Here is a 23,712-nt window from a genome sequence, read left to right on the forward strand (position 1 = left end):
AACCAGTTTTAACATCCTGTTTTCTTATTCTCAGCGGGCGGCTTAATCATTAACAGCCGTGTTAATATGGCGTTATGTCAGCAAACCAATGGAATAAACATGCTTTTCCCCCTGATTCTCGTCTCGCCTGCACGGGCTGAAAATATTGGCGCTGCGGCGCGTGCCATGAAAACCATGGGCTTTAGCCAGCTGCGGATTGTCGCCAGCGATGCCTGGCAGGAGCCGGCTGCACGCCGGGTTGCACATGGCGCCGGTGATATTCTCGATAACCTTCAGACGTTTGCGACCCTGACCGAGGCGTTAGCTGACATCGATTTCTCCGTAGCGACCACCGCGCGCAGCCGGGCAAAGTTCCGCTACTACGCCACGCCTGAACAGGTCGAAACCCAGCTACTGGAAAAACGGCAGTGGGTAAACAGCATGGCGCTGGTGTTTGGCCGCGAAGACAGTGGGCTGACTAACGAGGAGCTGGAGCAGGTTGATCTGCTGACCGGTATCCCGATGGCAAATGACTACCCGTCGCTGAATCTGGGGCAGGCGGTGATGGTTTATTGTTACCAGCTGGCGAAGCTGAATCAGGTTGCGGCACCGGCGGTGCCAGCGGCAGATGGGCAGCAGCTGCAGGCGCTGCGTCAGCGTTTTCACCAGTTATTGCAATCGCTGGAGGTCAGTGACGACGAGAAAATGGCAGACTGGATCGATCAGCGTATTGGCCTGCTGGAACAGCGTGACAGCGCGATGTTGCATCGCCTGCTGCACGACATAGAAAAAAAACTTATAGATAAATCCTCGGGAAAAAGCTGATTTCACAGCAACAGATCGTAGAGAATTTTAGCAAGGCAAACGATCGCACACCATTTTGCGCTTTCACAGGCAGCTGTGCGCAGTGATGTAAATTTGAGCTTCGGACAAATTCGTTGACTTAACGTGCGCTTTGCTTTACTTCTGAAAGCCAGACGGACAGACAAAAACAGACAGAAAATAAATCTTAATGCGTAAAATCAGCCTGAACACCACAATTATTACCACCACCATTACCACAGGTAACGGTGCGGGCTGACGCATACAGGAAAAAACAGAAAAAAGCCCGCACCTAAACAGTGCGGGCTTTTTTTTCGGCTTAAATTCAGGAGAGTTTATATCATGCGAGTGCTGAAATTCGGCGGGACCTCGGTGGCGAATGCGGAACGGTTTCTTCGCGTCGCCGACATTCTGGAAAGTAATGCGCAACAAGGACAGGTTGCAACCGTGCTCTCTGCGCCAGCAAAGATTACTAACCATCTGGTGGCGATGATTGAAAAAACCATCAGCGGTCAGGATGCTTTGCCGAATATCAGCGATGCCGAACGCATCTTCAGCGAGCTACTGACGGGTCTGGCTGCCGCCCAGCCCGGCTTTGAGTATGATCGCCTGAAAACCCGCGTTGATCTTGAATTTGCGCAGCTGAAACAGGTGCTGCATGGCATCAGCCTGTTAGGCCAGTGCCCCGACAGCGTCAATGCGGCCATTATCTGCCGTGGTGAAAAACTCTCGATTGCGATCATGGAAGCGCTGCTGCAGGCGCGTGGTCACGAAGTTAGCGTAATCGATCCGGTGGAAAAACTGCTGGCGGTCGGTCACTACCTCGAATCGACCGTGGATATCGCCGAATCGACCCGCCGCATTGCCGCCAGCCAGATTCCGCCGCACAACATGATCCTGATGGCCGGCTTCACCGCAGGCAACGAACGTGGTGAACTGGTGGTACTGGGGCGCAACGGTTCAGACTATTCGGCGGCGGTACTGGCAGCCTGTCTGCGCGCCGACTGCTGCGAAATCTGGACCGATGTGGATGGCGTCTATACCTGCGATCCGCGTCAGGTACCGGATGCGCGTCTGCTGAAGTCGATGTCCTACCAGGAGGCGATGGAGCTCTCTTACTTCGGCGCCAAAGTTCTGCACCCGCGCACCATCGCGCCCATCGCCCAGTTCCAGATCCCCTGCCTGATTAAAAATACCGCCAATCCGCAGGCGCCAGGCACGCTGATCGGCGGCCACGGCGAGCTGGATGAGAATCCGGTCAAAGGCATCACCAACCTGAATAATATGGCGATGGTGAACGTCTCCGGTCCCGGCATGAAAGGGATGGTGGGCATGGCGGCCCGGGTGTTCGCTGCGATGTCACGCACCGGTATCTCAGTGGTGTTGATCACCCAATCCTCTTCCGAATACAGCATCAGCTTCTGCGTGCCGCAAAATGAGCTGGCGCGGGCGCGTCACGTGCTGGAAGAGGAGTTCTATCTTGAACTGAAAGATGGCCTGCTTGATCCGCTGGATATCATTGAAAACCTGGCGGTGATTTCGGTGGTCGGCGATGGCATGCGCACTCTGCGCGGCATCTCGGCAAAATTCTTCTCGGCGCTGGCGCGCGCCAATATCAATATCGTGGCGATTGCTCAGGGCTCTTCCGAGCGCTCAATCTCGGTGGTGGTTAACAATGACGAAGTGATCACCGGGGTACGCGTCGTACACCAGATGCTGTTCGCCACCGATCAGGTGATCGAGGTGTTTGTCGTCGGCGTCGGCGGGGTTGGCGGCGCGCTGCTGGATCAGTTACATCGTCAGCAGACGTGGCTGAAGCAGAAACATATCGATCTGCGGGTCTGCGGCATTGCCAACTCGCGCGCGCTGTTGACCCACGTACACGGCATCGATCTCAGCAACTGGAAAGCGGCGCTGAGCGAAGCCAAAGAGCCGTTCAACCTCGGCCGTCTGACCCGTCTGGTGAAAGAGTACCATCTGCTGAATCCGGTGATCGTCGACTGTACCTCCAGCCAGGCGGTGGCCGATCAGTATGCGGATTTCCTCAGCGAGGGCTTCCACGTGGTGACGCCGAACAAAAAAGCCAATACCTCGTCGTGGAATTACTACCAGCAGATGCGCTCGGCGGCCGCGAAGTCACGGCGTAAATTCCTTTACGACACCAACGTCGGCGCGGGCTTGCCGGTGATCGAAAACCTGCAGAACCTGATGAATGCCGGTGATGAGCTGCTGCGCTTCTCCGGTATCCTTTCCGGCTCGCTGTCGTTTATCTTCGGTAAGCTGGATGAGGGCGTGTCGCTGTCGCAGGCGACAAACATGGCGCGGGAGATGGGATTCACCGAGCCCGATCCGCGTGACGATCTCTCCGGTACTGACGTGGCGCGCAAGCTGCTGATTCTGGCGCGTGAAGCGGGTCATCAGCTGGAGCTGAGCGACATTGAGATTGAGCCGTTGCTGCCGGATAACCTGACCGCCATTCAGGATGTCGAACAGTTTATGCAGCGTCTGCCCGAGCTGGATAATGCGTTTGCCGCGCGAGTGGCACAGGCACGCGATGAGGGTAAAGTGCTGCGCTACGTCGGTGTGATTGAAGAGGGCGGCGTCTGCAAAGTGAAAATCGACGCAGTCGACGGTAACGATCCGCTGTATAAAGTGAAAAACGGCGAGAATGCCCTGGCGTTTTACAGCCGCTACTATCAGCCGATTCCGCTGGTGCTGCGCGGATACGGTGCAGGAAATGATGTGACGGCAGCCGGTGTTTTTGCTGACCTGCTGCGCACGCTGTCGTGGAAGTTGGGAGTTTAATAATGGTAAAAATTTATGCACCGGCCTCAATAGGCAACGTCAGCGTCGGCTTTGATGTGCTGGGCGCGGCGGTATCGCCGGTGGATGGTTCACTGCTGGGCGACTGCGTTTCGGTCGAAGCGGCCGATCGTTTCACCCTGACCAACGCGGGCCGCTTTGTCAGCAAGCTGCCGGCCGATCCCAAAGAGAATATCGTTTATCAGTGCTGGCAGCGGTTTTGCGAGGCGGTGGGTAAAGAGATTCCGGTGGCGATGACGCTGGAGAAGAACATGCCGATCGGCTCCGGGCTGGGGTCGAGCGCCTGTTCGGTGGTTGCCGGATTGATGGCGATGAATGAATTCTGCGGCAAACCGCTCAGCGACAGCCAGCTGCTGAGCCTGATGGGTGAGCTGGAAGGGCGGATTTCCGGCAGCGTCCATTATGATAATGTGGCACCGTGCTTCCTCGGCGGCATTCAGCTGATGCTGGAAGAGAATGGCATCATCAGCCAGCCGGTGCCGGGCTTTGATGACTGGCTGTGGGTGATGGCCTATCCGGGCATTAAAGTCTCTACCGCCGAAGCGCGGGCGATCCTGCCGGCGCAGTACCGCAAAGAGGATTGCATCAAGCACGGTCGCCTGCTGGCGGGCTTCATTCATGCCTGCCATACGCGTCAGCCGCAGCTGGCAGCTAAACTTATGCAGGATGTGATTGCCGAACCTTATCGCACCCGCCTGCTGCCCGGCTTTGCCGAAGCGCGACAGGCCGCGCAGGATATTGGCGCACTGGCCTGCGGTATTTCCGGCTCCGGTCCGACCCTTTTCGCCGTTTGCAATCAGATGGAAACGGCACAGCGGATGGCTGACTGGCTGAGCCAGCACTATCTGCAGAATGATGAAGGCTTCGTCCATATCTGCCGTCTTGACACGGCTGGCGCACGACAATTGGGATAACGCATGAAACTCTACAATCTTAAGGATCACAACGAGCAGGTCAGCTTCGCCCAGGCGGTGAAACAGGGTCTGGGTTCGCAGCAGGGGCTGTTTTTTCCGCTCGAGCTGCCAGAGTTTGAACTGACCGACATCGACGCGATGCTGGAGATGGATTTTGTCAGCCGCAGCAGCAAAATTCTCTCGGCTTATATTGGTGACGAAATTCCGGCCCACCAGCTGGCCGAGCGCGTCGAAGCCGCGTTTGCTTTCCCGGCACCGGTCAAAGCGGTCAGTGAAGATATCGCCTGCCTTGAGCTGTTCCACGGCCCGACGCTGGCGTTTAAAGATTTCGGTGGCCGTTTTATGGCCCAGATGCTGGCTTACGTCAGCGGCTCAGATGAGCAAATCACCATCTTAACCGCCACCTCCGGCGATACCGGCGCAGCGGTGGCGCACGCCTTTTACGGCATGAAAAATGTGCGGGTGGTGATCCTCTATCCGCAGGGCAAAATCAGTCCGCTGCAGGAAAAACTGTTCTGTACCCTGGGCGGCAACATCGAAACCATCGCCATCGACGGTGACTTTGATGCCTGTCAGTCGCTGGTGAAGCAGGCGTTTGACGATCAGCAACTGAAGCAGGCGATTGGCCTGAACTCTGCGAACTCGATCAACATCAGCCGTCTGCTGGCGCAGATCTGTTACTACTTTGAAGCGGTCGCCCAGCTGCCACAAGAGAAGCGGAATCAGCTGGTGGTGTCAGTACCGAGCGGTAACTTTGGTGATTTGACTGCCGGTCTGCTGGCGAAATCGCTGGGCCTGCCGATCAAGCGCTTTATTGCCGCCACCAACGCCAACGATACGGTGCCGCGCTTCCTGGGGAACGGTGAGTGGCAGCCTAATCTGACGGTGTCTACCTTGTCGAATGCGATGGATGTCAGCCAGCCAAACAACTGGCCGCGCGTCGAAGAGCTGTTCCGTCGTAAGACCTGGCGTTTAACCGATCTGGCCTACGGTGCCGTTTCGGATGAGACCACCCGCGCTGCGATGCGTGAGCTGGCCGAAATTGGCTATGTCTCTGAACCGCACGCTGCAATTGCCTGGCGTCTGCTGCGCGATCAGCTGCAGGAAGGGGAATATGGTCTGTTCCTCGGCACCGCGCATCCGGCGAAATTCAGAGAGAGCGTAGAAGAGATTCTGCAGCAGACGCTGACGCTGCCGCCAGAGTTAGCCGAGCGGGCAGAATTGCCGTTGCTGTCACACCCGATGCAGGCCGATTTTGCCGCGCTGCGGGCGTTTTTACTGAAATAAGCGCGAACCCGGTTCCGCCTGTGCTTGCCGTTGCTGGTCAGCACAGGCGATACGGACGCTTACTGTTCGGCGCGTTTGAAGACCAGCTCAGTCTCGCTGCTGCTGGCGGCATCAAAGCAGTAACCCTCCAGATCAAACTGCTTCAGCTGCTCCGGTCGCGTCAGGCGCTGCTGAATCACATAGCGACTCATCAATCCACGCGCTTTCTTGGCGTAGAAGCTGATCACTTTATAACTGCCGTTTTTCTGATCGAGGAAGACCGGCTTGATCACCTGTGCCTGCAGTTTCTTCGCTTTGACCGCTTTGAAGTACTCGTCTGACGCGAGGTTAATCAGCACCGCATCACCCTGTTCCGCCAGTGCCGCATTCAGCGTCTCAGTCAGTAAATCGCCCCAGAAGCTGTAGAGATCTTTGCCCGCTGGATTGGCCAGCCGGATGCCCATCTCCAGCCGATAGGGCTGCATCAGGTCGAGCGGACGCAGTACGCCATACAGACCTGACAGCATACGCAAATGCTGCTGAGCAAAGTCGAAATCCTGATCGCTGAAGGTCTCTGCCTGTAAACCGGTATACACATCGCCTTTAAACGCCAGAATCGCCTGACGGGCGTTGTCCGGGGTGAAATCAGGCTGCCAGCTATTGAAACGCTCGGCGTTGAGGTGGGCCAGTTTGTCGCTGATCCCCATTAACGAGGCGATGTTGGCGGGTGACAGATCGCGCGCAATCTCAATCAGCTGTTGTGACTTTTCTAACAGGGCCGGCTGGGTAAAGCGCGGGGTCGCCAGCGGACTTTCATAATCCAGCGTCTTGGCGGGCGAGATCACCATCAACATAGTTGCTTCCTCGGTTAACACCTGGTTTTACAGGGCATTGGCAGTGGGTATAGCCGCGCAGTGTAACAAAAAAGGCGTAAAGAATGACGAATCACACCGATTTGTTCAGGCGAGGGTAAACGGCATTCCCTGACCTTGCGCCACCGGTGCCGCGTGATATTATCGCAACAGCCTTTTTTCACCCTGACAGTTAACTAAGAGAAAAGAACATGACGGACAAACTTACTTCCCTGCGTCAGCTCACCACCGTGGTAGCCGACACCGGTGATATTGCAGCCATGAAGCTGTATCAGCCGCAAGACGCTACCACCAACCCTTCTCTGATTCTCAACGCCTCACAAATCCCTGAATACCGCAAACTGATCGATGAAGCGATCGGCTGGGCGCGTGAGCAGAGCAGCAACAAAGAAGAGCAGTTGCAGCTGGTTTCTGACAAGCTGGCAGTTAACATTGGTCTGGAAATTCTTAAGCTGATCCCGGGCCGCATCTCGACTGAAGTCGATGCCCGTCTCTCTTACGATACTGAAGGCAGCATCGCTAAAGCCCGCAGCCTGATCAAACTCTATAACGATGCCGGCATCAGCAACGACCGCATCCTGATCAAACTGGCCTCAACCTGGCAGGGTATCCGCGCGGCGGAACAGCTGGAAAAAGAGGGCATCAACTGTAACCTGACGCTGCTGTTCTCCTTCGCTCAGGCCCGTGCCTGTGCCGAAGCGGGCGTGTTCCTGATTTCACCGTTTGTTGGCCGTATCCTCGACTGGTACAAAGCCAACACCGATAAGAAAGAGTATGCGGCACACGAAGATCCAGGCGTGGTTTCCGTCTCTGAAATCTACAACTACTACAAGCAGCACGGCTATGAAACCGTGGTGATGGGCGCCAGCTTCCGTAACGTCGGCGAAATCATCGAGCTGGCTGGCTGTGACCGTCTGACCATTTCACCTGCGCTGCTGAAAGAGCTGGCAGAGAGCGAAGGCACACTGGAGCGTAAACTGAGCTACAGCGGCGAAGTGAAAGCGCGTCCGGCTAAAATGACCGAGTCTGAGTTCCTGTGGCAGCACAACCAGGACCCAATGGCGGTGGCGAAACTGGCGGAAGGTATCCGCAATTTTGCCGTTGATCAGGGCAAACTTGAGAAAATGCTGGCAGAACTGCTGTAATGATTCACCGTGACGGCACCGTCCGTCACGGTTTCCCTTTTCCGTCACTTTCGCTTTGTATTATCCTTTCTGCTCTTCCCTTTTTTTCTGCCGCACTGCGGTACATCACAGCGAACATAATCATGAACACACTACGCATAGGCCTGATCTCGGTGTCCGATCGCGCCGCCAACGGCATCTATCAGGATCAGGGCATTCCGGCGCTGGAAAGCTGGCTGAGCAGCGCCATCAGCACGCCATTTGAGATTGAGTCACGGCTGGTGCCGGATGAGCAACCGATGATTGAGCAGGCCATTTGTGAACTGGTTGATGAGCGTTTCTGCCATCTGGTGCTGACCACCGGGGGTACCGGACCGGCACGACGTGACGTCACACCCGACGCCACCTTAGCCGTCGCCGACCGTGAAATGCCCGGTTTTGGTGAGCAGATGCGGCAGATCAGCCTGCAGTTTGTGCCAACCGCCATTCTGTCGCGTCAGGTCGGCGTGATCCGTAAGCAATCGTTGATCCTCAACCTGCCCGGCCAGCCAAAGTCGATTAAAGAGACGCTGGAAGGATTGAAGGACCAGCAGGGCAAGGTGAAGGTGCACGGTATCTTCGCGTCCGTACCTTATTGTTTACAGTTGCTGGAAGGGCCGTACGTCGAAACGCACGCCGAAGTGGTAGCAGCTTTTCGGCCTAAAAGCGCGATACGTGAGATAAATAACTAAATATTCCGCATTTCAGGCATAAGCTACAGCCTGACTGGTGTGGCAAAAGATTGACGGTATAGTAAGCCCAGCTTTACAACCTTTTTCTTTTGCCTGTGGAATATTATGAATCCGACACCTGCTCAGCGCCTGACTGGCAAAGATTACAAAACGCTGGCGCTGGCCGCTCTGGGCGGCGCGCTGGAATTTTACGACTTCATTATTTTTGTCTTCTTCGCCACGGTGATTGGCGAACTGTTTTTCCCCGCCGACATGCCGGAATGGCTGCGTCAGCTGCAAACCTTTGGCATCTTTGCGGCAGGTTATCTGGCGCGTCCGCTGGGCGGCATCATCATGGCGCACTTTGGCGATAAGGTCGGGCGTAAAAAGATGTTCAGTCTGAGCATTTTGCTGATGGCGTTACCGACGCTGATGATGGGCGCGTTACCGACTTATCAGACTATCGGTATCGCCGCACCGTTGCTGATGCTGCTGATGCGCATGTTGCAGGGAGCGGCGATTGGTGGCGAAGTGCCGGGCGCCTGGGTATTTGTCGCTGAGCATGTGCCCTATAAACGCATCGGCATCGCCTGCGGCACGCTGACGGCCGGGCTGACCGTCGGTATTCTGCTGGGTTCGGTGGTGGCGACGCTGATCAATACCTCACTGTCACCGCAGGCGATTCATGATGGCGGCTGGCGTATCCCGTTCTTCCTCGGCGGCCTGTTTGGACTGGCTGCGATGTACCTGCGTCGCTGGCTGCATGAAACGCCGGTGTTTACTGAGATGCAGCAGCGCAAAGCGCTGGCCGAAACCCTGCCGCTGAAAACCGTGCTGGCGAATCATAAGAAATCGATTGTGATCTCAATGCTGCTGACCTGGCTGCTCTCCGCCTGCATTGTGGTGGTGATCCTGATGTCACCGGTCTGGCTGCAGAAGCAGCAAGGGATGGCGCCTGCGCTGACCCTGCAGGCCAACAGCATCGCCAGTATTATGCTCTGCTTCGGCTGTATTATTGCCGGTATGGCGGCTGACCGTTTTGGTGCCAGCCGTACGCTGTGTGCCGGTAGTGTGCTGCTGGCACTCTGCAGCTGGCAGTTTTATCACCTGACCGCGCTCTATCCGCAGCAGCTGTTCCTGCTGTATGGGCTGGTCGGGCTGAGCGTCGGCGTGGTCGGCGTGGTGCCGTTTGTGATGGTGCGGGCCTTTCCGCCGGAAGTGCGCTTCACCGGACTCTCTTTTTCCTACAATCTTTCCTATGCGATCTTTGGCGGCCTGACGCCGATCTGTGTGTCGTTGTTGATGAATGTTTCAGTGATGGCACCGTGCTGGTATGTGATGGCGCTGGCGCTGGCAGGACTGGTTACCGGGATTTGGCTGCGGCGTGATATCAGCCATGCGCCTGGCCTGCCTGAGGCGGTGAAACAGGCGTAGTAGCGACACGCGGAGCCGGGCTCCGCGTGTTAACGCAATCAGACCGGCTTTGCGCCAATCGGCAGAATGGTACGGTCGAAGGTTTCGTTCAGCACTTCACCCATGGCCAGATAACAGGCGCTGGCACCACAGACGATACCCACCCAGCCGGCATACGGCACCAGAGCCGGCAGATCGGCGAGATGCGCTACCGCCAGCAGGGCAAACAGCAGCGTGAGCGAGGCAAACACAAACTGCAACATCCGCGCACCCTTCAGCGTCCCGACGAACATAAAGAGCGTGAAGATGCCCCACAGGGCCAGCCAGGCTCCCAGAAAGTGTGGATCAGTGGCTTTTGTCAGGCCCATTTGCGGCAGCAACAGTATCGCCACAAAGCTCAGCCAGAACATGCCGTAAGAGGTAAACGCGGTCAGCCCAAAGGTATTGTTCTTTTTGTATTCCAGCAGTCCGGCCAGCACCTGCGCAATACCACCATAAAAAATGCCGGTGGCCAGAATCGCCACGTCCATGGCGAACAGGCCCGAGTTGTGCAGATTTAACAGGATGGTTGTCATGCCAAATCCCATTAATCCCAGCGGGGCAGGGTTAGCCAGTGTTGAATTTGCCATAGTTCCTCGGCGGTAAAATGATCATTGATGATAAAAAAGGTCTCAGCCTCGATCCGCGAGGTGAGCAGAGCGCCGCATCATATTCAGTGTCCTGCCCACGGTCTTTGATCCCAACAGGGCCAATATTGAAAAATTTTTTTTGGTTTAACCCTTGATGCGCATCGAAGCGGCCCCATTTACTTGTCATCGAGCGTTGTGAACGTTGGAAAAAAAGCATGTGCTGGCAGGTTGAATGCAAACAACTCGCCCACATAAAAGGTTCACAACCCAAATTGGCAACGAATTTAAGTGGGAGATGTTTAGATGGGTAAGATTATTGGTATTGACCTGGGTACAACCAACTCTTGTGTTGCGATCATGGATGGCACTAAAGCACGCGTGCTGGAGAATGCCGAGGGCGATCGCACCACGCCTTCAATTATTGCTTACACGCAGGACGGCGAAACTCTGGTCGGTCAACCGGCTAAACGTCAGGCAGTGACCAACCCGCAGAACACCCTGTTCGCGATTAAGCGTCTGATCGGTCGTCGCTTCCAGGACGAAGAAGTACAGCGTGACATTAAAATCATGCCGTACAAAATCACCAATGCAGACAACGGTGACGCCTGGCTGGAAGTGAAAGGTCAGAAAATGGCACCGCCGCAGATCTCTGCTGAAGTGCTGAAAAAAATGAAGAAAACCGCCGAAGATTACCTCGGTGAGCCAGTAACTGAAGCCGTGATTACCGTTCCGGCCTACTTTAACGATGCGCAGCGTCAGGCGACCAAAGATGCCGGCCGTATCGCGGGTCTGGAAGTTAAGCGTATTATCAACGAACCAACGGCAGCAGCGCTGGCGTATGGTCTGGATAAAGGCCAGGGCAACCGCACCATCGCAGTTTACGACCTGGGTGGCGGTACCTTCGATATCTCAATCATTGAGATCGACGAAGTTGACGGCGAGAAAACTTTCGAAGTACTGGCAACCAACGGTGATACTCACCTCGGTGGTGAAGACTTCGATAGCCGCCTGATCAACTACCTGGTGGCTGAATTTAAGAAAGATCAGGGCATCGATCTGCACAACGATCCGCTGGCGATGCAGCGTCTGAAAGAAGCGGCAGAAAAAGCGAAAATCGAGCTCTCTTCTGCTCAGCAGACCGACGTGAACCTGCCGTACATCACGGCTGATGCGACCGGTCCTAAACACCTGAACATCAAAGTGACGCGTGCGAAGCTGGAATCACTGGTCGAAGATCTGGTTGCCCGTTCTATCGCGCCGCTGAAAGTTGCGCTGCAGGATGCCGGTCTGTCCGTTTCTGACATCAACGACGTTATCCTGGTCGGTGGTCAGACTCGTATGCCACTGGTTCAGGCCAAAGTGACTGAGTTCTTTGGTAAAGAGCCACGTAAAGACGTGAACCCGGATGAAGCGGTTGCAGTGGGTGCAGCGGTTCAGGGTGGTGTACTGGGCGGCGACGTGAAAGATGTGCTGCTGCTGGACGTTACCCCACTGTCACTGGGTATCGAAACCATGGGTGGCGTGATGACGTCGCTGATCAGCAAGAACACCACGATCCCGACCAAGCATAGCCAGGTGTTCTCAACTGCTGAAGATAACCAGTCAGCCGTGACCATTCACGTGCTGCAGGGTGAGCGTAAGCGCGCCAATGACAACAAGTCACTGGGCCAGTTCAACCTCGACGGTATCCAGGCTGCACCGCGCGGTATGCCGCAGATCGAAGTGACCTTCGACATCGATGCGGACGGTATCCTGCACGTGTCAGCGAAAGATAAGAACAGCGGTAAAGAGCAGAAAATCACCATTAAAGCCTCTTCTGGTCTGAACGATGAAGAGATCGAAAAAATGGTGCGCGACGCGGAAGCGAACGCCGAATCTGACCGTAAGTTCGAAGAGCTGGTACAGACGCGTAACCAGGGTGACCAGATTGCCCACAGCACGCGTAAGCAGCTGGATGAAGCGGGCGACAAACTGACCGCTGACGATAAAGCACCTATCGAAGCTGCGCTGGCTGCACTGGAAACCGCGCTGAAAGGCGAAGATAAAGCGGAAATCGACGCCAAAATGCAGGCGCTGATGGAAGTGTCCGGCAAACTGATGGAAGCAGCACAGCAGTCTCAGGCGGGTGCGGCGGATGCCGGCGATGCGTCAGCGAAGAAAGATGACGACGTTGTCGACGCTGAATTCGAAGAAGTGAAAGACAACAAGAAATAATTGCCCCTGACCGGGCGCGACGGTTGGCCTGACAGCCGTTGAAACCAGCACGGGCGTAGGAGTTCTCTCCACGCCCGTGCGATCATGTTAAGGGCTAAATAAATATGGCGAAGAGTGATTACTACGAGATTTTAGGCGTCGCCAAATCCGCAGACGAGCGTGAAATCAAAAAGGCTTACAAACGCCTGGCAATGAAGTTTCACCCGGACCGTAATCCCGGTGACAAAGAGGCCGAAGCCAAATTCAAAGAGGTTAAGGAAGCCTACGAAATCCTGACCGACGCGCAGAAGCGGGCGGCTTACGATCAATATGGCCACGCAGCCTTTGAACAGGGCGGCATGGGCGGCGGTGGATTCGGCGGCGGCGGCTTTGGTGGCGGCGGCGCAGATTTCAGCGATATCTTTGGCGACGTTTTCGGTGACATCTTTGGTGGTGGCCGCCGTCAGCGCGCAGCCCGTGGCGCCGATTTACGCTACAACATGGAGCTGTCGCTGGAAGAAGCGGTACGCGGCGTGACCAAAGAGATCCGCATTCCAACGCTGGAAGAGTGTGACGTCTGCCACGGCAGCGGCGCGAAAGCGGGCACGCAGCCTCAGACCTGTTCGACCTGTCACGGTGCCGGCCAGGTGCAGATGCGCCAGGGCTTCTTCACCGTACAGCAAGCCTGTCCGACCTGCCACGGTCGTGGCTCGGTGATTAAAGATCCGTGCAATGCCTGTCATGGTCATGGCCGGGTAGAGAAGTCGAAAACGCTGTCAGTGAAAATCCCGGCCGGGGTCGACACCGGTGACCGCATTCGGCTGAGCGGTGAAGGTGAAGCGGGTGAGCAGGGCGCACCAGCCGGCGATCTCTACGTTCAGGTATCGGTGAAGAAACACCCGATTTTCGAACGTGAAGAGAACAACCTCTACTGTGAAGTGCCGATCAACTTTGCGATGGCAGCACTGGGCGGTGAGATTGAAGTGCCAACGCTGGATGGTCGCGTGAAGCTCAAAGTGCCGTCTGAAACCCAGACCGGCAAACTGTTCCGCATGCGTGGACGCGGCGTGAAGTCGGTACGCGGCGGCGCGGTCGGCGATCTGCTGTGCCGGGTAGTGGTGGAAACGCCTGTCAGCCTCAATGAGAAACAGAAAGCGCTGTTGCGTGAACTGGAAGAGAGCTTTGGTGGCCCGAGCGGTGAACACAACAGCCCGCGCTCCAAAAGCTTCTTCGACGGCGTGAAAAAATTCTTTGATGACTTAACCCGTTAAGCGCATCACCCTCTGAAGCCAGCGCATTGTCGCTGGCTTTTTTTTGCCTGTTACCATAACTCGTCTTTTCCGAGTGATATACGCTAAATAATCTGTTTTTTTCGAGCTATCATTATCGGTATTCTTAGAGCCTTGATTGATCTCTGGAGAAGGACCCTGCGTGTGAATATCAGACTAAAAAAAATCCTGCATAGTGATGCCACCGGTGGCGTGGTATTAATCCTGGCCGCCGCGCTGGCGATGATCCTCGCCAATAACGACGCAACGCAGCAGGGCTATCGCGATCTGCTGGCGATTCCGGTGCAGTTCCGTTTCGGCGATCTCGATATCAACAAAAACCTGCTGCTGTGGATCAATGACGCGCTGATGGCGCTGTTTTTCCTGATGGTCGGGCTGGAGGTTAAGCGTGAACTGGTGATGGGCGCGCTGGCGAAACGTGAGCAGGCCATCTTTCCGCTGATCGCCGCGCTGGGTGGCATGGTGGCCCCGGCAATACTGTTCCTGCTGTTTAACGGCGCTGACGTTGAGACGCGCAGCGGCTGGGCGATCCCGACCGCCACCGACATTGCATTTGCGCTGGGTATTCTGGCGCTGCTAGGCAGCCGGGTGCCACCGGCTTTGAAGATCTTCCTGATGGCGCTGGCGATCATTGATGACCTCGGGGCGATTGTGATTATCGCGCTGTTCTATACCCACGATCTGTCGGTCGCGTCACTGGGCGTCGCTGCCGCCGCGATTGGGGTGCTGGCGCTGATGAACCTGCTTAACGTGCGCAATACCGGCCTCTATCTGCTGGTGGGCATGGTGCTGTGGACCGCGGTGCTTAAGTCAGGCGTACACGCCACGCTGGCCGGTGTGGTGGTGGGTTTCCTGATCCCGCTGGCGAAGAAAGAGGGGCATTCACCGGCAATCCACCTTGAGCATGCGCTGCATCCGTGGGTGCGCTGGCTGATCCTGCCGCTGTTTGCCTTCGCTAATGCCGGCGTCTCGCTGGATGGCGTCTCCTTCGACAGCCTGTTCTCGCTGCTGCCGCTCGGCATCATTGCTGGTCTGCTGATTGGTAAGCCGCTGGGTATCACGCTGTTCTGCTGGCTGGCGGTAAAAATGGGCCTCGCCCGGCTGCCTGAAAATACTCACATTAAGGATATCGCAGCGGTTGGGGTGTTATGTGGCATCGGTTTTACCATGTCGATCTTCATCGGCTCGCTGGCTTATGGCGACACTAATGCTGAACTGATTACCCTGGCGAAGCTGGGCATTCTGATCGGATCGATTCTCTCCGCGGTGCTGGGCTACCTGATTCTGTGGCGGCGTCTGGCACAGCGTGCCGGCTGAGCAGCAGGGAGTGAGGAATGATGTCGCACATTAACTACAATCATCTCTACTACTTCTGGCACGCCTGCCGGACCGGATCGATTGTCGGTGCCGCTGAGGCGCTCTCCCTGACGCCGCAAACCATCACCGGACAGATTAAGGCGCTTGAGGAGCGCCTGCAGGGCAAGCTGTTCCGCCGGCAGGGGCGCGGGCTGGTGCCGACCGAGCTGGGACAGCTGGTGTTCCGCTATGCGGACCGGATGTTCATGCTCGGCCAGGAGATGCTGGATATTGTTAACTACCGCAAAGAGTCGCATCTGCTGTTTGACGTCGGCGTGGCGGACGCGCTGTCTAAACAACTGGTGAGCAAGGTGCTGGAGACGGCGGTGGTGGCGGATGAGAAGATTCATCTGCGCTGCTTTGAGTCGACCCATGAAATGCTGCTGGAGCAGCTCAGCCAGCACAAGCTGGATATGATTATCTCTGACTGCCCGATCGATTCGACCCAGCAGGAGGGGCTGTTTTCGGTCAAGCTGGGCGAGTGTCCGGTCAGCTTCTGGTCAACGCTGCCGCTGCCCGAGCGGCCTTTTCCGGCCTGTCTGGAGACGCGCCGGCTGTTGATTCCGGGACGCCGTTCGATGCTGGGACGTAAGATTCTTAACTGGATCAGCAGTCAGGGATTGCAGGTCGACATCCTGGGCGAATTTGATGATGCGGCGTTAATGAAAGCGTTCGGGGCCGGGCAGAATGCCATTTTTGTCGCTCCGGTGCTGGACCGGCAGGATATCTGGCAGCGTGAGGTGATCGAAGAGGTCGGGCGGCTGGATACGGTATTAGAGGAGTATCACATCATCTTTGCTGAGCGGATGATTCAGCATCCGGCGGTACAGCGCATCTGTCATGCAGACTTCAGCACGCTGTTTCCACGCCCTGTTACAGACGAAAAAAAACCGGCGTAAAAGCCGGTTCTTTCAACAAAGCGATGAACAAGCGGCGATTAAGCCAGTTTGTTGATCTGTGCAGTCAGGTTTGCTTTATAACGTGCAGCTTTGTTTTTGTGGATCAGACCTTTAGCAGCCTGACGGTCCACGATTGGTTGCATTTCATTGAATGCGTTCTGCGCAGCAGCTTTGTCGCCTGAAGCGATCGCCGCGTATACTTTCTTAACGAAGGTACGCATCATAGAGCGGCGGCTAGCGTTATGCTTACGGCGTTTCTCAGATGTTACGGCGCGTTTCTTAGCTGATTTGATATTAGCCAAGGTCCAACTCCCAAATGTGTTCTATAGAGACAAATCAAAGGCCGAGGACTATGCCCTTCCAACCTGATTTTGTCAATGGATTTGTGCAAATAAGCGTCGCTCTATGAGCAGCACTCGGTTACGTATTTGATGGCGCAAGATTCTACCAGCTTCCCCTCGCTGAATACAGTATTTCGCGACAAAATTCTTATCCGCGGCCTCCGCGCCAGTAAATGCGCACCGTTAAGCATGAAAGGCGTGCTGACGGGTTAACCTTAGCCGGTTTCAAGGGTATAATCCGCCGATTTCCACCGGTTTGAGTCAGCCATGAAGTTTATCCGCGGTATTCATAATCTTAACGAGCAGCATCGCGGCTGCGTTCTGACCATTGGTAATTTCGATGGCGTGCACCGCGGTCATCAGGCGCTGATGTCCCGCCTGTGTGAAGAGGGACGGAAGCGTAATTTACCGGTGGTGGTGATGGTTTTTGAACCGCAACCGCTGGAACTGTTTGCTGGCGACAAAGCCCCGGCGCGTCTGACGCGTCTGCGTGAAAAACTGCGCTATCTGGCTGAAGCCGGTGTCGATAAAGTGCTGTGCGTTCGCTTTGATCGCCGTTTTGCGGCGCTGTCGGCGCAGAGTTTTATCAGCGAATTATTAGTTGAAAAACTCGACGTGAAATACCTCGCGGTGGGCGATGACTTCCGCTTCGGCGCTGGTCGCCAGGGCGATTTCCTGTTATTACAGAAAGCCGGTGCGGAGTATGGCTTTGATGTTGTCAGCACTGAAACCTTCTGTGACGGCGGCAAGCGCATCAGCAGCACCGCCGTGCGTCAGGCACTGGCCGCAGATGACTTAGCGCTGGCGCAATCGCTGTTAGGCCACCCTTTTAGTATTTCAGGTCGTGTGGTGCACGGTGATGCACTGGGACGCACGCTGGGTTTTCCGACCGCTAACCTTCCTCTGCGCCGCAGCGTTTCGCCGGTGAAAGGCGTTTATGCGGTTGAGGTTCATGGCCTGACGCCTGAGCCGATCCCCGGCGTGGCCAACATTGGCACCCGTCCGACCGTAAAAGGTTTACGCCAGCAGCTTGAAGTTCACCTGCTTGACATCAATATGAATCTATATGGCCGGCACATTGACGTGGTGCTGAAGCAGAAATTACGAAACGAGCAGCGCTTTGCCTCACTGGAGGCGTTGAAAGAACAAATTGCGAAAGATGTGGTAACGGCCCGGCAGTTCTTCGGGCGTTAACCTGAGCGAAAAACGGAATCGAGAATCTGATGAGTGACTATAAATCTACCCTGAATTTGCCGGAAACGGGATTCCCGATGCGTGGCGATCTGGCCAAACGCGAACCGGGAATGTTGCAACGCTGGAATGCTGACAACCTGTACGGCATTATCCGCGAAGCCAAAAAAGGGAAAAAAACCTTTATCCTGCATGATGGCCCTCCGTATGCGAACGGCAGCATTCATATTGGTCACTCCGTTAACAAGATTCTGAAAGACATTATCGTCAAGTCGAAAGGCATGGCGGGCTATGACTCGCCGTACGTACCGGGCTGGGACTGCCACGGTCTGCCTATCGAACACAAAGTTGAGCAGATGATCGGCAAGCCAGGCGAGAAGGTCAGCGCTGCCGAGTTCCGCGCAGCGTGTCGTAAATATGCCGCCGAACAGGTTGAAGGCCAGAAAGCGGACTTTATCCGTCTGGGCGTGCTGGGCGACTGGGATCGTCCTTACCTGACGATGGACTTTGCGACCGAAGCCAACATCATTCGCGCGCTGGGTAAAATCATCGACAACGGCCACCTGCACAAAGGCGCCAAGCCGGTGCACTGGTGCCTTGATTGCCGTTCTGCGCTGGCAGAAGCGGAAGTAGAGTACTACGACAAGACTTCCCCTTCGATTGACGTGATGTTCAACGCTATTGATGCCGATGCGGTACGTCAGGCCTTTGGCGCTGCGCAGGTTGAGGGTCCGATTTCACTGGTGATCTGGACCACCACGCCGTGGACGCTGCCGGCTAACCGCGCCATCTCGTTAAACGCGGAATTTGACTATCAGTTGCTGCAGATCGACGGTCGTGCGCTGATCCTGGCGAAAGATCTGGTCGAGAGCGTAATGAAGCGCGCGGGCGTCAGCGAATGGCGTGTGCTGGGCGAATGCAAAGGCGCGGCGCTGGAGCTGCAGAAATTCCAGCATCCGTTCCTGGCGATTCAGTCGCTGGTGGTGCTGGGCGATCACGTGACGCTGGAAGCCGGTACCGGTGCGGTACACACGGCGCCTGGCCACGGCCCGGATGACTATGTCATCGGCCAGAAATATGGCATCGAAACCGCCAATCCGGTCGGTCCGGATGGCTGCTATCTGCCAGGCACCTATCCGACGCTGGATGGGGTCAACGTATTTAAAGCCAACGACATGATCGTTGAGCTGCTGAAAGAGAAAGGCGCGCTGCTGCACGTTGAGAAACTGCTGCACAGCTATCCGCACTGCTGGCGTCACAAAACGCCCATTATCTTCCGTGCCACGCCGCAATGGTTCATCAGCATGGATCAGAAAGGCCTGCGTGCGCAGTCGCTGCAGGAGATCAAAGGCGTGCAGTGGATCCCGGACTGGGGCCAGGCGCGTATTGAATCAATGGTGGCTAACCGTCCTGACTGGTGCATCTCGCGTCAGCGTACCTGGGGCGTGCCGATGGCGCTGTTCGTCCATAAAGAGACAGAGCAGCTGCATCCGGACACCCTGTCGCTAATGGAGAAAGTGGCGCAGCGCGTTGAGCAGGATGGCATTCAGGCGTGGTGGGATCTCGATCCGCGTGACCTGATGGGCGACGATGCCGATCACTACGTTAAGGTGCCTGACACGCTGGACGTCTGGTTTGACTCCGGTTCAACCAGCTATTCGGTGGTCGATGCGCGTCCTGAATTTGGCGGTCACACCCCGGATATGTATCTGGAAGGCTCGGATCAGCATCGCGGCTGGTTTATGTCTTCACTGATGATCTCGACGGCGATGAAAGGCAAAGCGCCTTATCGTCAGGTACTGACGCACGGTTTCACCGTGGATGGTCAGGGCCGTAAGATGTCAAAATCGATCGGCAACACCGTCTCGCCGCAGGATGTGATGAACAAACTGGGCGCTGATATTCTGCGTCTGTGGGTCGCCTCTACCGATTACTCTGGCGAAATGGCGGTTTCGGATGAGATCCTGAAACGCTCTGCCGATGCCTATCGTCGTATCCGCAACACCGCACGTTTCCTGCTGGCTAACCTCAGCGGTTTCAATCCGGCCACCGATCTGGTGCAGCCGGAAGAGATGGTGGTTGTGGATCGCTGGGCAGTGGGCCGCGCACAGGCGGCGCAGGCCGATATCACCGCCTCCTACGAAAACTACGACTTCCATGAAGTGATTCAGCGTCTGATGCAGTTTTGTTCGGTGGAGATGGGCAGCTTCTATCTCGACATCATCAAAGACCGTCAGTACACCGCCAAAGGCGACAGCCTGGCGCGTCGCAGCTGTCAGACCGCGCTGTGGCACATCGTTGAAGCGCTGGTGCGCTGGATGGCACCGATCATGTCGTTTACTGCGGATGAGATCTGGGGCTACCTGCCAGGCGAACGCGCTCAGTACGTCTTCACCGAAGAGTGGTACCAGGGCCTGTTTGGCCTGGCGGACAATGAAGCGCTGAACGACGCCTACTGGGCTGAGCTGCTGCAAGTACGCGGTGAAGTGAACAAGGTGATTGAGCAGGCGCGTGCCGACAAACGCATCGGTGGTGCACTGGAAGCAACGGTGACGCTGTATGCCGAGCCGGAGCTGGCAGCCAAACTGCAGGCGCTGGGCAATGAGCTACGCTTTGTGCTGCTGACCTCAGGTGCGCAGGTGGCGGATTACGCCCTGGCGAACGACGAAGCGCAGCAGAGCGAATTGCTGAAAGGTCTGAAAATTGCCCTGCATAAAGCGGAAGGCGAGAAATGTCAGCGCTGCTGGCATTACACTACCGACGTCGGTCAGAACCCGGAGCACGCTGAGGTCTGCGGTCGTTGTTATACCAACGTAGCCGGTAACGGTGAAGAGCGTAAATTTGCCTGATGCGTAAACCTATTTTATCAACCGGATTGCGCTGGCTGTGGCTGGTGCTGGTGGTAATTGTTGTCGACTTCGCCAGTAAGCAGTGGGTGATGAACAACATGATGCTGCACGAAACGCAGCCGCTGATACCGTTCCTGAACCTGTTTTACGCCCACAACTACGGTGCGGCGTTCAGTTTCCTGGCGGACAAAGGTGGCTGGCAGCGCTGGTTCTTTGCCGGCATCGCGCTGGCAATTGTGGTCTCGCTGCTGGTGATGATGTATCGCAACCGTGCCAGTCAGAAGATCGCCAACATCGCTTATGCGTTGATCATCGGCGGGGCGATAGGCAACCTGTTCGATCGCTCTTATCACGGCTTTGTGGTCGATTTTATCGATTTCTACGTCGGTAACTGGCACTTCGCTACATTTAATATCGCTGACTGCGGCATCTGTATTGGTGCGGCGTTAGTGGTGCTGGAGGGCTTTCTCAGCCCTACCGGCAAACAGGCAAAACAGAAAGGGTAAGTGATGAGTGAGTCTGTACAGCGCGACAGCGCGGTGTTGGTGCATTTTACGCTGAAGCTGGAAGATGGCTCGACGGCGGAATCGACCCGTGCAAACGGTAAGCCGGCGCTGTTTCGTCTGGGCGATGGCAGCCTGTCGGCCGCGCTGGAACAGGCGTTGCTCGGGCTGAAAGCCGGTGAAACTAAACAGTTCACCCTGGCACCGGAAGAGGCGTTCGGTAGCGTCAGTCCTGATCTGATTCAGTACTTCTCCCGGCGTGATTTTATCGATGCGGGCGAGCCAGAAGTGGGTGCCATTATGCTGTTTACCGGCATGGGCGGCAGCGAAATGCCAGGCGTGATCCGTGAAGTCTCGGGTGATTCCATCACTGTGGATTTCAACCATCCGCTGGCAGGCCATCGCATTCAGTTTGATATTGAGGTGCTGGAAATTGATCCGGCGCTGGAGGCGAACGATGCAAATCCTGTTGGCTAATCCGCGCGGTTTCTGCGCTGGCGTTGATCGGGCAATCAGTATTGTCGAGCGCGCACTGGAGATGTATGGTGCGCCGATCTATGTGCGTCATGAAGTGGTGCACAACCGCTACGTGGTCAACAGCCTGCGTGAGCGTGGTGCGATCTTTATTGAAGAGATCAGCGAAGTGCCGGATGACGCGATTCTGATTTTCTCTGCGCACGGTGTTTCTCAGGCCGTGCGCGCAGAAGCCAAAGCGCGCAATCTCACCATGCTGTTTGACGCTACCTGTCCACTGGTGACCAAAGTGCATATGGAAGTGGCCCGCGCCAGCCGTAAGGGTGTGGAAGCGATTCTGATTGGTCACGCTGGTCATCCGGAAGTGGAAGGCACCATGGGGCAGTACAACAACCCCAACGGTGGAATGTACCTGGTCGAGTCGCCGGAAGATGTGTTTAAGCTGACGGTTAAAGATGAGAGCAATCTCAGCTTCATGACCCAGACCACGCTGTCGGTGGACGATACCTCTGACATCATTGACGCGCTGCGTCAGCGTTTTCCGTCGATTATCGGGCCGCGCAAAGATGATATTTGCTACGCCACTACCAACCGCCAGGAAGCCGTACGTACTCTGGCGCGTGACGCAGACGTGGTGCTGGTGGTCGGCTCGAAGAACTCGTCCAACTCTAACCGCCTGGCGGAACTGGCACAGCGTGCCGGTAAGCTGGCGAAGCTGATTGACTCGGCAGATGATATTCAGGAAGAGTGGGTCAAGGGCGTTGAGTGCATCGGCGTCACCGCGGGTGCCTCTGCGCCGGATATTCTGGTGCAGCAGGTGATCCAGCGTTTGCGTGAGATGGGCGGCGAAGCGGCGATTGAGCTGATTGGCCGGGAAGAGAATATCGTCTTCGAAGTGCCGAAAGAGCTGCGCGTCGATGTACGTGAAGTGCAGTAACCTTCTGATGTAATTCAAAAATAAAGGCCGACTCAGTTCGGCCTTTTTTGTTTTTCTATACAGCCGACACGGCACTTTACGCCATCGCGATTGCTTTTACTGATAATCGTGCGCGGCTGGCATAAAATTCTTATTATCCCTGATTAATAGTGGCGTGCCTGTTAACTCGTGGTTAACCTGATCACGCTTTGGATGCATAGTTTTGTTTTAGGAATGAATAAATATGAAAATTATCCGTATTGCAATTGTCGGCGCACCGGGTCGTATGGGCCGTAATCTGATCCAGGCGACGCAGCAGACGGAAGCGGTGGAACTGGGTGCGGCACTGGCGCGTCCTGGCTCCTCTTTGATCGGTAGCGATGCCGGTGAATTAGCCGGTATCGGCAAAAATGGCATCATCATCGCTGACGACCTACGCGCGGTGATCGATGACTTCGATGTGCTGATCGACTTTACCCGTCCTGAAGGTACGCTGGATTATCTGGCTGTCTGCCGTGAGCACGGTAAAGCGATGGTGATTGGCACCACCGGGTTTGATGAAGCCGGTAAAGCGGCGATCCGGGCGGCCGCAGAAGAGATTGCGATCGTGTTTGCCGCTAACTTCAGCGTTGGCGTTAACCTGGTGCTGAAGTTGCTGGAGAAGGCCGCCAAAGTCATGGGCGACTACGCGGATATCGAAATTATTGAAGCTCACCATCGCCACAAAGTGGATGCGCCTTCTGGCACCGCGCTGGCGATGGGGGAAGCCATTGCCGATGCCATGCAGTGGAAACTGGATGAGCATGCGGTTTACAGCCGTGAAGGTTACACCGGCGAACGCCAGCCGCAGACCATCGGCTTTGCCACGGTGCGCGCAGGGGATATCGTCGGCGAGCATACGGCAATGTTTGCAGATATCGGCGAGCGGGTAGAGATAACCCACAAGGCTTCAAGCCGAATGACCTTTGCAAAGGGGGCGGTTAAGGCGGCATTTTGGTTGAAAGATAAGAAATCTGGCCTGTTTGACATGCGTGATGTGCTGGATTTGTCGATGTTGTGAGTGTTGTGAACCATCGTGATGTGGTTATTTCAATCGGTAATAGCTTGATTGAAAAGGGGCAATGTTTTCATTGCCCTTAATTTTATAAA

21 protein-coding genes and 1 other annotated feature are annotated in these 23,712 nt (G+C 55.9%); of the genes, 18 read left to right on the top strand and 3 right to left on the bottom strand.

Annotated features, from left to right (window positions below):
* Window positions 1–99 precede the first annotated feature (99 nt).
* The 5 genes from AABB92_RS15270 (at window position 100) to thrC (ending at window position 5,825) form a co-directional block, all read left to right on the top strand.
* The gene (locus AABB92_RS15270) at window positions 100–804 is read left to right on the top strand and encodes a tRNA/rRNA methyltransferase (RefSeq protein ID WP_031376025.1); all 705 of its coding nucleotides are present in this window, start codon (window positions 100–102) and stop codon (window positions 802–804) included.
* Window positions 805–991: 187 nt separating this feature from the next.
* The gene (gene thrL / locus AABB92_RS15275) at window positions 992–1,060 is read left to right on the top strand and encodes a thr operon leader peptide (RefSeq protein ID WP_071591720.1); all 69 of its coding nucleotides are present in this window, start codon (window positions 992–994) and stop codon (window positions 1,058–1,060) included.
* Window positions 999–1,117, top strand: a sequence feature (Thr leader region). (Overlaps the previous gene by 62 nt.)
* 26 nt (window positions 1,118–1,143) lie before the next feature.
* Window positions 1,144–3,606, top strand: a complete 2,463-nt coding sequence (gene thrA / locus AABB92_RS15280; RefSeq protein ID WP_031376024.1) for a bifunctional aspartate kinase/homoserine dehydrogenase I — start codon at window positions 1,144–1,146, stop codon at window positions 3,604–3,606.
* Between the two features lie 2 nt (window positions 3,607–3,608).
* Window positions 3,609–4,538 carry a homoserine kinase gene (gene thrB / locus AABB92_RS15285; protein ID WP_031376023.1) on the top strand — a complete coding sequence of 310 codons (930 nt, stop codon included), beginning with the start codon at window positions 3,609–3,611 and terminating at the stop codon, window positions 4,536–4,538.
* 3 nt (window positions 4,539–4,541) lie between these two features.
* A complete protein-coding gene (thrC, locus tag AABB92_RS15290) occupies window positions 4,542–5,825 on the top strand; it encodes a threonine synthase (protein WP_031376022.1) in 1,284 nt (427 codons plus the stop codon).
* Between the two features lie 59 nt (window positions 5,826–5,884).
* Here thrC and yaaA read toward each other — a convergent pair whose 3' ends face one another.
* Window positions 5,885–6,658, bottom strand: coding sequence for a peroxide stress protein YaaA (yaaA, locus tag AABB92_RS15295; RefSeq protein ID WP_031376021.1), 774 nt, complete (start codon window positions 6,656–6,658; stop codon window positions 5,885–5,887).
* Between the two features lie 209 nt (window positions 6,659–6,867).
* On the opposite strand from yaaA, the gene tal reads away from it, so the two are divergent.
* The 3 genes from tal to AABB92_RS15310 all read left to right on the top strand — a co-directional run bounded on the left by tal (window position 6,868) and on the right by AABB92_RS15310 (window position 9,944).
* Window positions 6,868–7,821, top strand: a complete 954-nt coding sequence (gene tal / locus AABB92_RS15300) for a transaldolase (protein ID WP_031376020.1) — start codon at window positions 6,868–6,870, stop codon at window positions 7,819–7,821.
* Between the two features lie 122 nt (window positions 7,822–7,943).
* A complete protein-coding gene (gene mog / locus AABB92_RS15305) occupies window positions 7,944–8,531 on the top strand; it encodes a molybdopterin adenylyltransferase (RefSeq protein ID WP_031376019.1) in 588 nt (195 codons plus the stop codon).
* Window positions 8,532–8,636: 105 nt separating this feature from the next.
* Window positions 8,637–9,944 carry an MFS transporter gene (locus tag AABB92_RS15310; protein WP_031376018.1) on the top strand — a complete coding sequence of 436 codons (1,308 nt, stop codon included), beginning with the start codon at window positions 8,637–8,639 and terminating at the stop codon, window positions 9,942–9,944.
* Between the two features lie 38 nt (window positions 9,945–9,982).
* Here AABB92_RS15310 and satP read toward each other — a convergent pair whose 3' ends face one another.
* A complete protein-coding gene (satP, locus tag AABB92_RS15315; protein ID WP_031376017.1) occupies window positions 9,983–10,552 on the bottom strand; it encodes an acetate uptake transporter in 570 nt (189 codons plus the stop codon).
* Window positions 10,553–10,855: 303 nt separating this feature from the next.
* Between satP and dnaK the strand changes: the two genes are divergently transcribed.
* The 4 genes from dnaK to nhaR all read left to right on the top strand — a co-directional run bounded on the left by dnaK (window position 10,856) and on the right by nhaR (window position 16,289).
* Window positions 10,856–12,766 (top strand): molecular chaperone DnaK, encoded by a 1,911-nt coding sequence (gene dnaK, locus AABB92_RS15320; protein ID WP_031376016.1) that lies wholly within the window; start codon window positions 10,856–10,858, stop codon window positions 12,764–12,766.
* A gap of 104 nt (window positions 12,767–12,870) precedes the next feature.
* Entirely contained in the window at window positions 12,871–14,016 is a 1,146-nt protein-coding gene (dnaJ, locus tag AABB92_RS15325) for a molecular chaperone DnaJ (RefSeq protein ID WP_031376015.1), read from the top strand.
* A 162-nt stretch (window positions 14,017–14,178) separates the two neighbouring features.
* Window positions 14,179–15,351, top strand: coding sequence for a Na+/H+ antiporter NhaA (gene nhaA / locus AABB92_RS15330; protein WP_031376014.1), 1,173 nt, complete (start codon window positions 14,179–14,181; stop codon window positions 15,349–15,351).
* Window positions 15,352–15,371: 20 nt separating this feature from the next.
* On the top strand, window positions 15,372–16,289 hold the full coding sequence (gene nhaR / locus AABB92_RS15335; RefSeq protein WP_031376013.1) for a transcriptional activator NhaR: 918 nt from the start codon (window positions 15,372–15,374) through the stop codon (window positions 16,287–16,289).
* A gap of 38 nt (window positions 16,290–16,327) precedes the next feature.
* Here the strand turns inward: nhaR and rpsT are convergent, their stop codons facing one another.
* Window positions 16,328–16,591 (bottom strand): 30S ribosomal protein S20, encoded by a 264-nt coding sequence (gene rpsT, locus AABB92_RS15340; protein WP_006117633.1) that lies wholly within the window; start codon window positions 16,589–16,591, stop codon window positions 16,328–16,330.
* A 306-nt stretch (window positions 16,592–16,897) separates the two neighbouring features.
* On the opposite strand from rpsT, the gene ribF reads away from it, so the two are divergent.
* From ribF to dapB, 6 genes are all read left to right on the top strand, one after another.
* Window positions 16,898–17,824, top strand: coding sequence for a bifunctional riboflavin kinase/FAD synthetase (gene ribF / locus AABB92_RS15345; RefSeq protein ID WP_031376012.1), 927 nt, complete (start codon window positions 16,898–16,900; stop codon window positions 17,822–17,824).
* A gap of 29 nt (window positions 17,825–17,853) precedes the next feature.
* Window positions 17,854–20,670, top strand: coding sequence for an isoleucine--tRNA ligase (ileS, locus tag AABB92_RS15350; protein ID WP_031376011.1), 2,817 nt, complete (start codon window positions 17,854–17,856; stop codon window positions 20,668–20,670).
* The gene (lspA, locus tag AABB92_RS15355) at window positions 20,670–21,176 is read left to right on the top strand and encodes a signal peptidase II (RefSeq protein ID WP_031376010.1); all 507 of its coding nucleotides are present in this window, start codon (window positions 20,670–20,672) and stop codon (window positions 21,174–21,176) included. The genes ileS and lspA overlap by 1 nt, the downstream gene beginning before the upstream one ends.
* 3 nt (window positions 21,177–21,179) lie before the next feature.
* Window positions 21,180–21,650 carry an FKBP-type peptidyl-prolyl cis-trans isomerase gene (gene fkpB, locus AABB92_RS15360; protein WP_031376009.1) on the top strand — a complete coding sequence of 157 codons (471 nt, stop codon included), beginning with the start codon at window positions 21,180–21,182 and terminating at the stop codon, window positions 21,648–21,650.
* A complete protein-coding gene (ispH, locus tag AABB92_RS15365; RefSeq protein WP_031376008.1) occupies window positions 21,631–22,584 on the top strand; it encodes a 4-hydroxy-3-methylbut-2-enyl diphosphate reductase in 954 nt (317 codons plus the stop codon). Before fkpB ends, ispH begins: the two co-directional genes overlap by 20 nt.
* Window positions 22,585–22,807: 223 nt before the next feature.
* Window positions 22,808–23,623 carry a 4-hydroxy-tetrahydrodipicolinate reductase gene (gene dapB, locus AABB92_RS15370; RefSeq protein ID WP_031376007.1) on the top strand — a complete coding sequence of 272 codons (816 nt, stop codon included), beginning with the start codon at window positions 22,808–22,810 and terminating at the stop codon, window positions 23,621–23,623.
* Window positions 23,624–23,712 lie beyond the last annotated feature (89 nt).

Origin of the sequence: Pantoea brenneri (genome assembly GCF_038594305.1) — a bacterium.
Classification (GTDB): domain Bacteria; phylum Pseudomonadota; class Gammaproteobacteria; order Enterobacterales; family Enterobacteriaceae; genus Pantoea; species Pantoea brenneri.

What these genes read in the sequence shown, in the direction of transcription:
- AABB92_RS15270 (WP_031376025.1), top strand. Translation starts at nt 100, where the DNA reads ATGCTTTTCCCCCTGATTCTCGTCTCGCCTGCACGGGCTGAAAATATT.
- thrA (WP_031376024.1), top strand. Translation starts at nt 1,144, where the DNA reads ATGCGAGTGCTGAAATTCGGCGGGACCTCGGTGGCGAATGCGGAACGG.
- thrB (WP_031376023.1), top strand. Translation starts at nt 3,609, where the DNA reads ATGGTAAAAATTTATGCACCGGCCTCAATAGGCAACGTCAGCGTCGGC.
- thrC (WP_031376022.1), top strand. Translation starts at nt 4,542, where the DNA reads ATGAAACTCTACAATCTTAAGGATCACAACGAGCAGGTCAGCTTCGCC.
- yaaA (WP_031376021.1), bottom strand. Translation starts at nt 6,658, where the DNA reads ATGTTGATGGTGATCTCGCCCGCCAAGACGCTGGATTATGAAAGTCCG.
- tal (WP_031376020.1), top strand. Translation starts at nt 6,868, where the DNA reads ATGACGGACAAACTTACTTCCCTGCGTCAGCTCACCACCGTGGTAGCC.
- mog (WP_031376019.1), top strand. Translation starts at nt 7,944, where the DNA reads ATGAACACACTACGCATAGGCCTGATCTCGGTGTCCGATCGCGCCGCC.
- AABB92_RS15310 (WP_031376018.1), top strand. Translation starts at nt 8,637, where the DNA reads ATGAATCCGACACCTGCTCAGCGCCTGACTGGCAAAGATTACAAAACG.
- satP (WP_031376017.1), bottom strand. Translation starts at nt 10,552, where the DNA reads ATGGCAAATTCAACACTGGCTAACCCTGCCCCGCTGGGATTAATGGGA.
- dnaK (WP_031376016.1), top strand. Translation starts at nt 10,856, where the DNA reads ATGGGTAAGATTATTGGTATTGACCTGGGTACAACCAACTCTTGTGTT.
- dnaJ (WP_031376015.1), top strand. Translation starts at nt 12,871, where the DNA reads ATGGCGAAGAGTGATTACTACGAGATTTTAGGCGTCGCCAAATCCGCA.
- nhaR (WP_031376013.1), top strand. Translation starts at nt 15,372, where the DNA reads ATGTCGCACATTAACTACAATCATCTCTACTACTTCTGGCACGCCTGC.
- ribF (WP_031376012.1), top strand. Translation starts at nt 16,898, where the DNA reads ATGAAGTTTATCCGCGGTATTCATAATCTTAACGAGCAGCATCGCGGC.
- ileS (WP_031376011.1), top strand. Translation starts at nt 17,854, where the DNA reads ATGAGTGACTATAAATCTACCCTGAATTTGCCGGAAACGGGATTCCCG.
- lspA (WP_031376010.1), top strand. Translation starts at nt 20,670, where the DNA reads ATGCGTAAACCTATTTTATCAACCGGATTGCGCTGGCTGTGGCTGGTG.
- fkpB (WP_031376009.1), top strand. Translation starts at nt 21,180, where the DNA reads ATGAGTGAGTCTGTACAGCGCGACAGCGCGGTGTTGGTGCATTTTACG.
- ispH (WP_031376008.1), top strand. Translation starts at nt 21,631, where the DNA reads ATGCAAATCCTGTTGGCTAATCCGCGCGGTTTCTGCGCTGGCGTTGAT.
- dapB (WP_031376007.1), top strand. Translation starts at nt 22,808, where the DNA reads ATGAAAATTATCCGTATTGCAATTGTCGGCGCACCGGGTCGTATGGGC.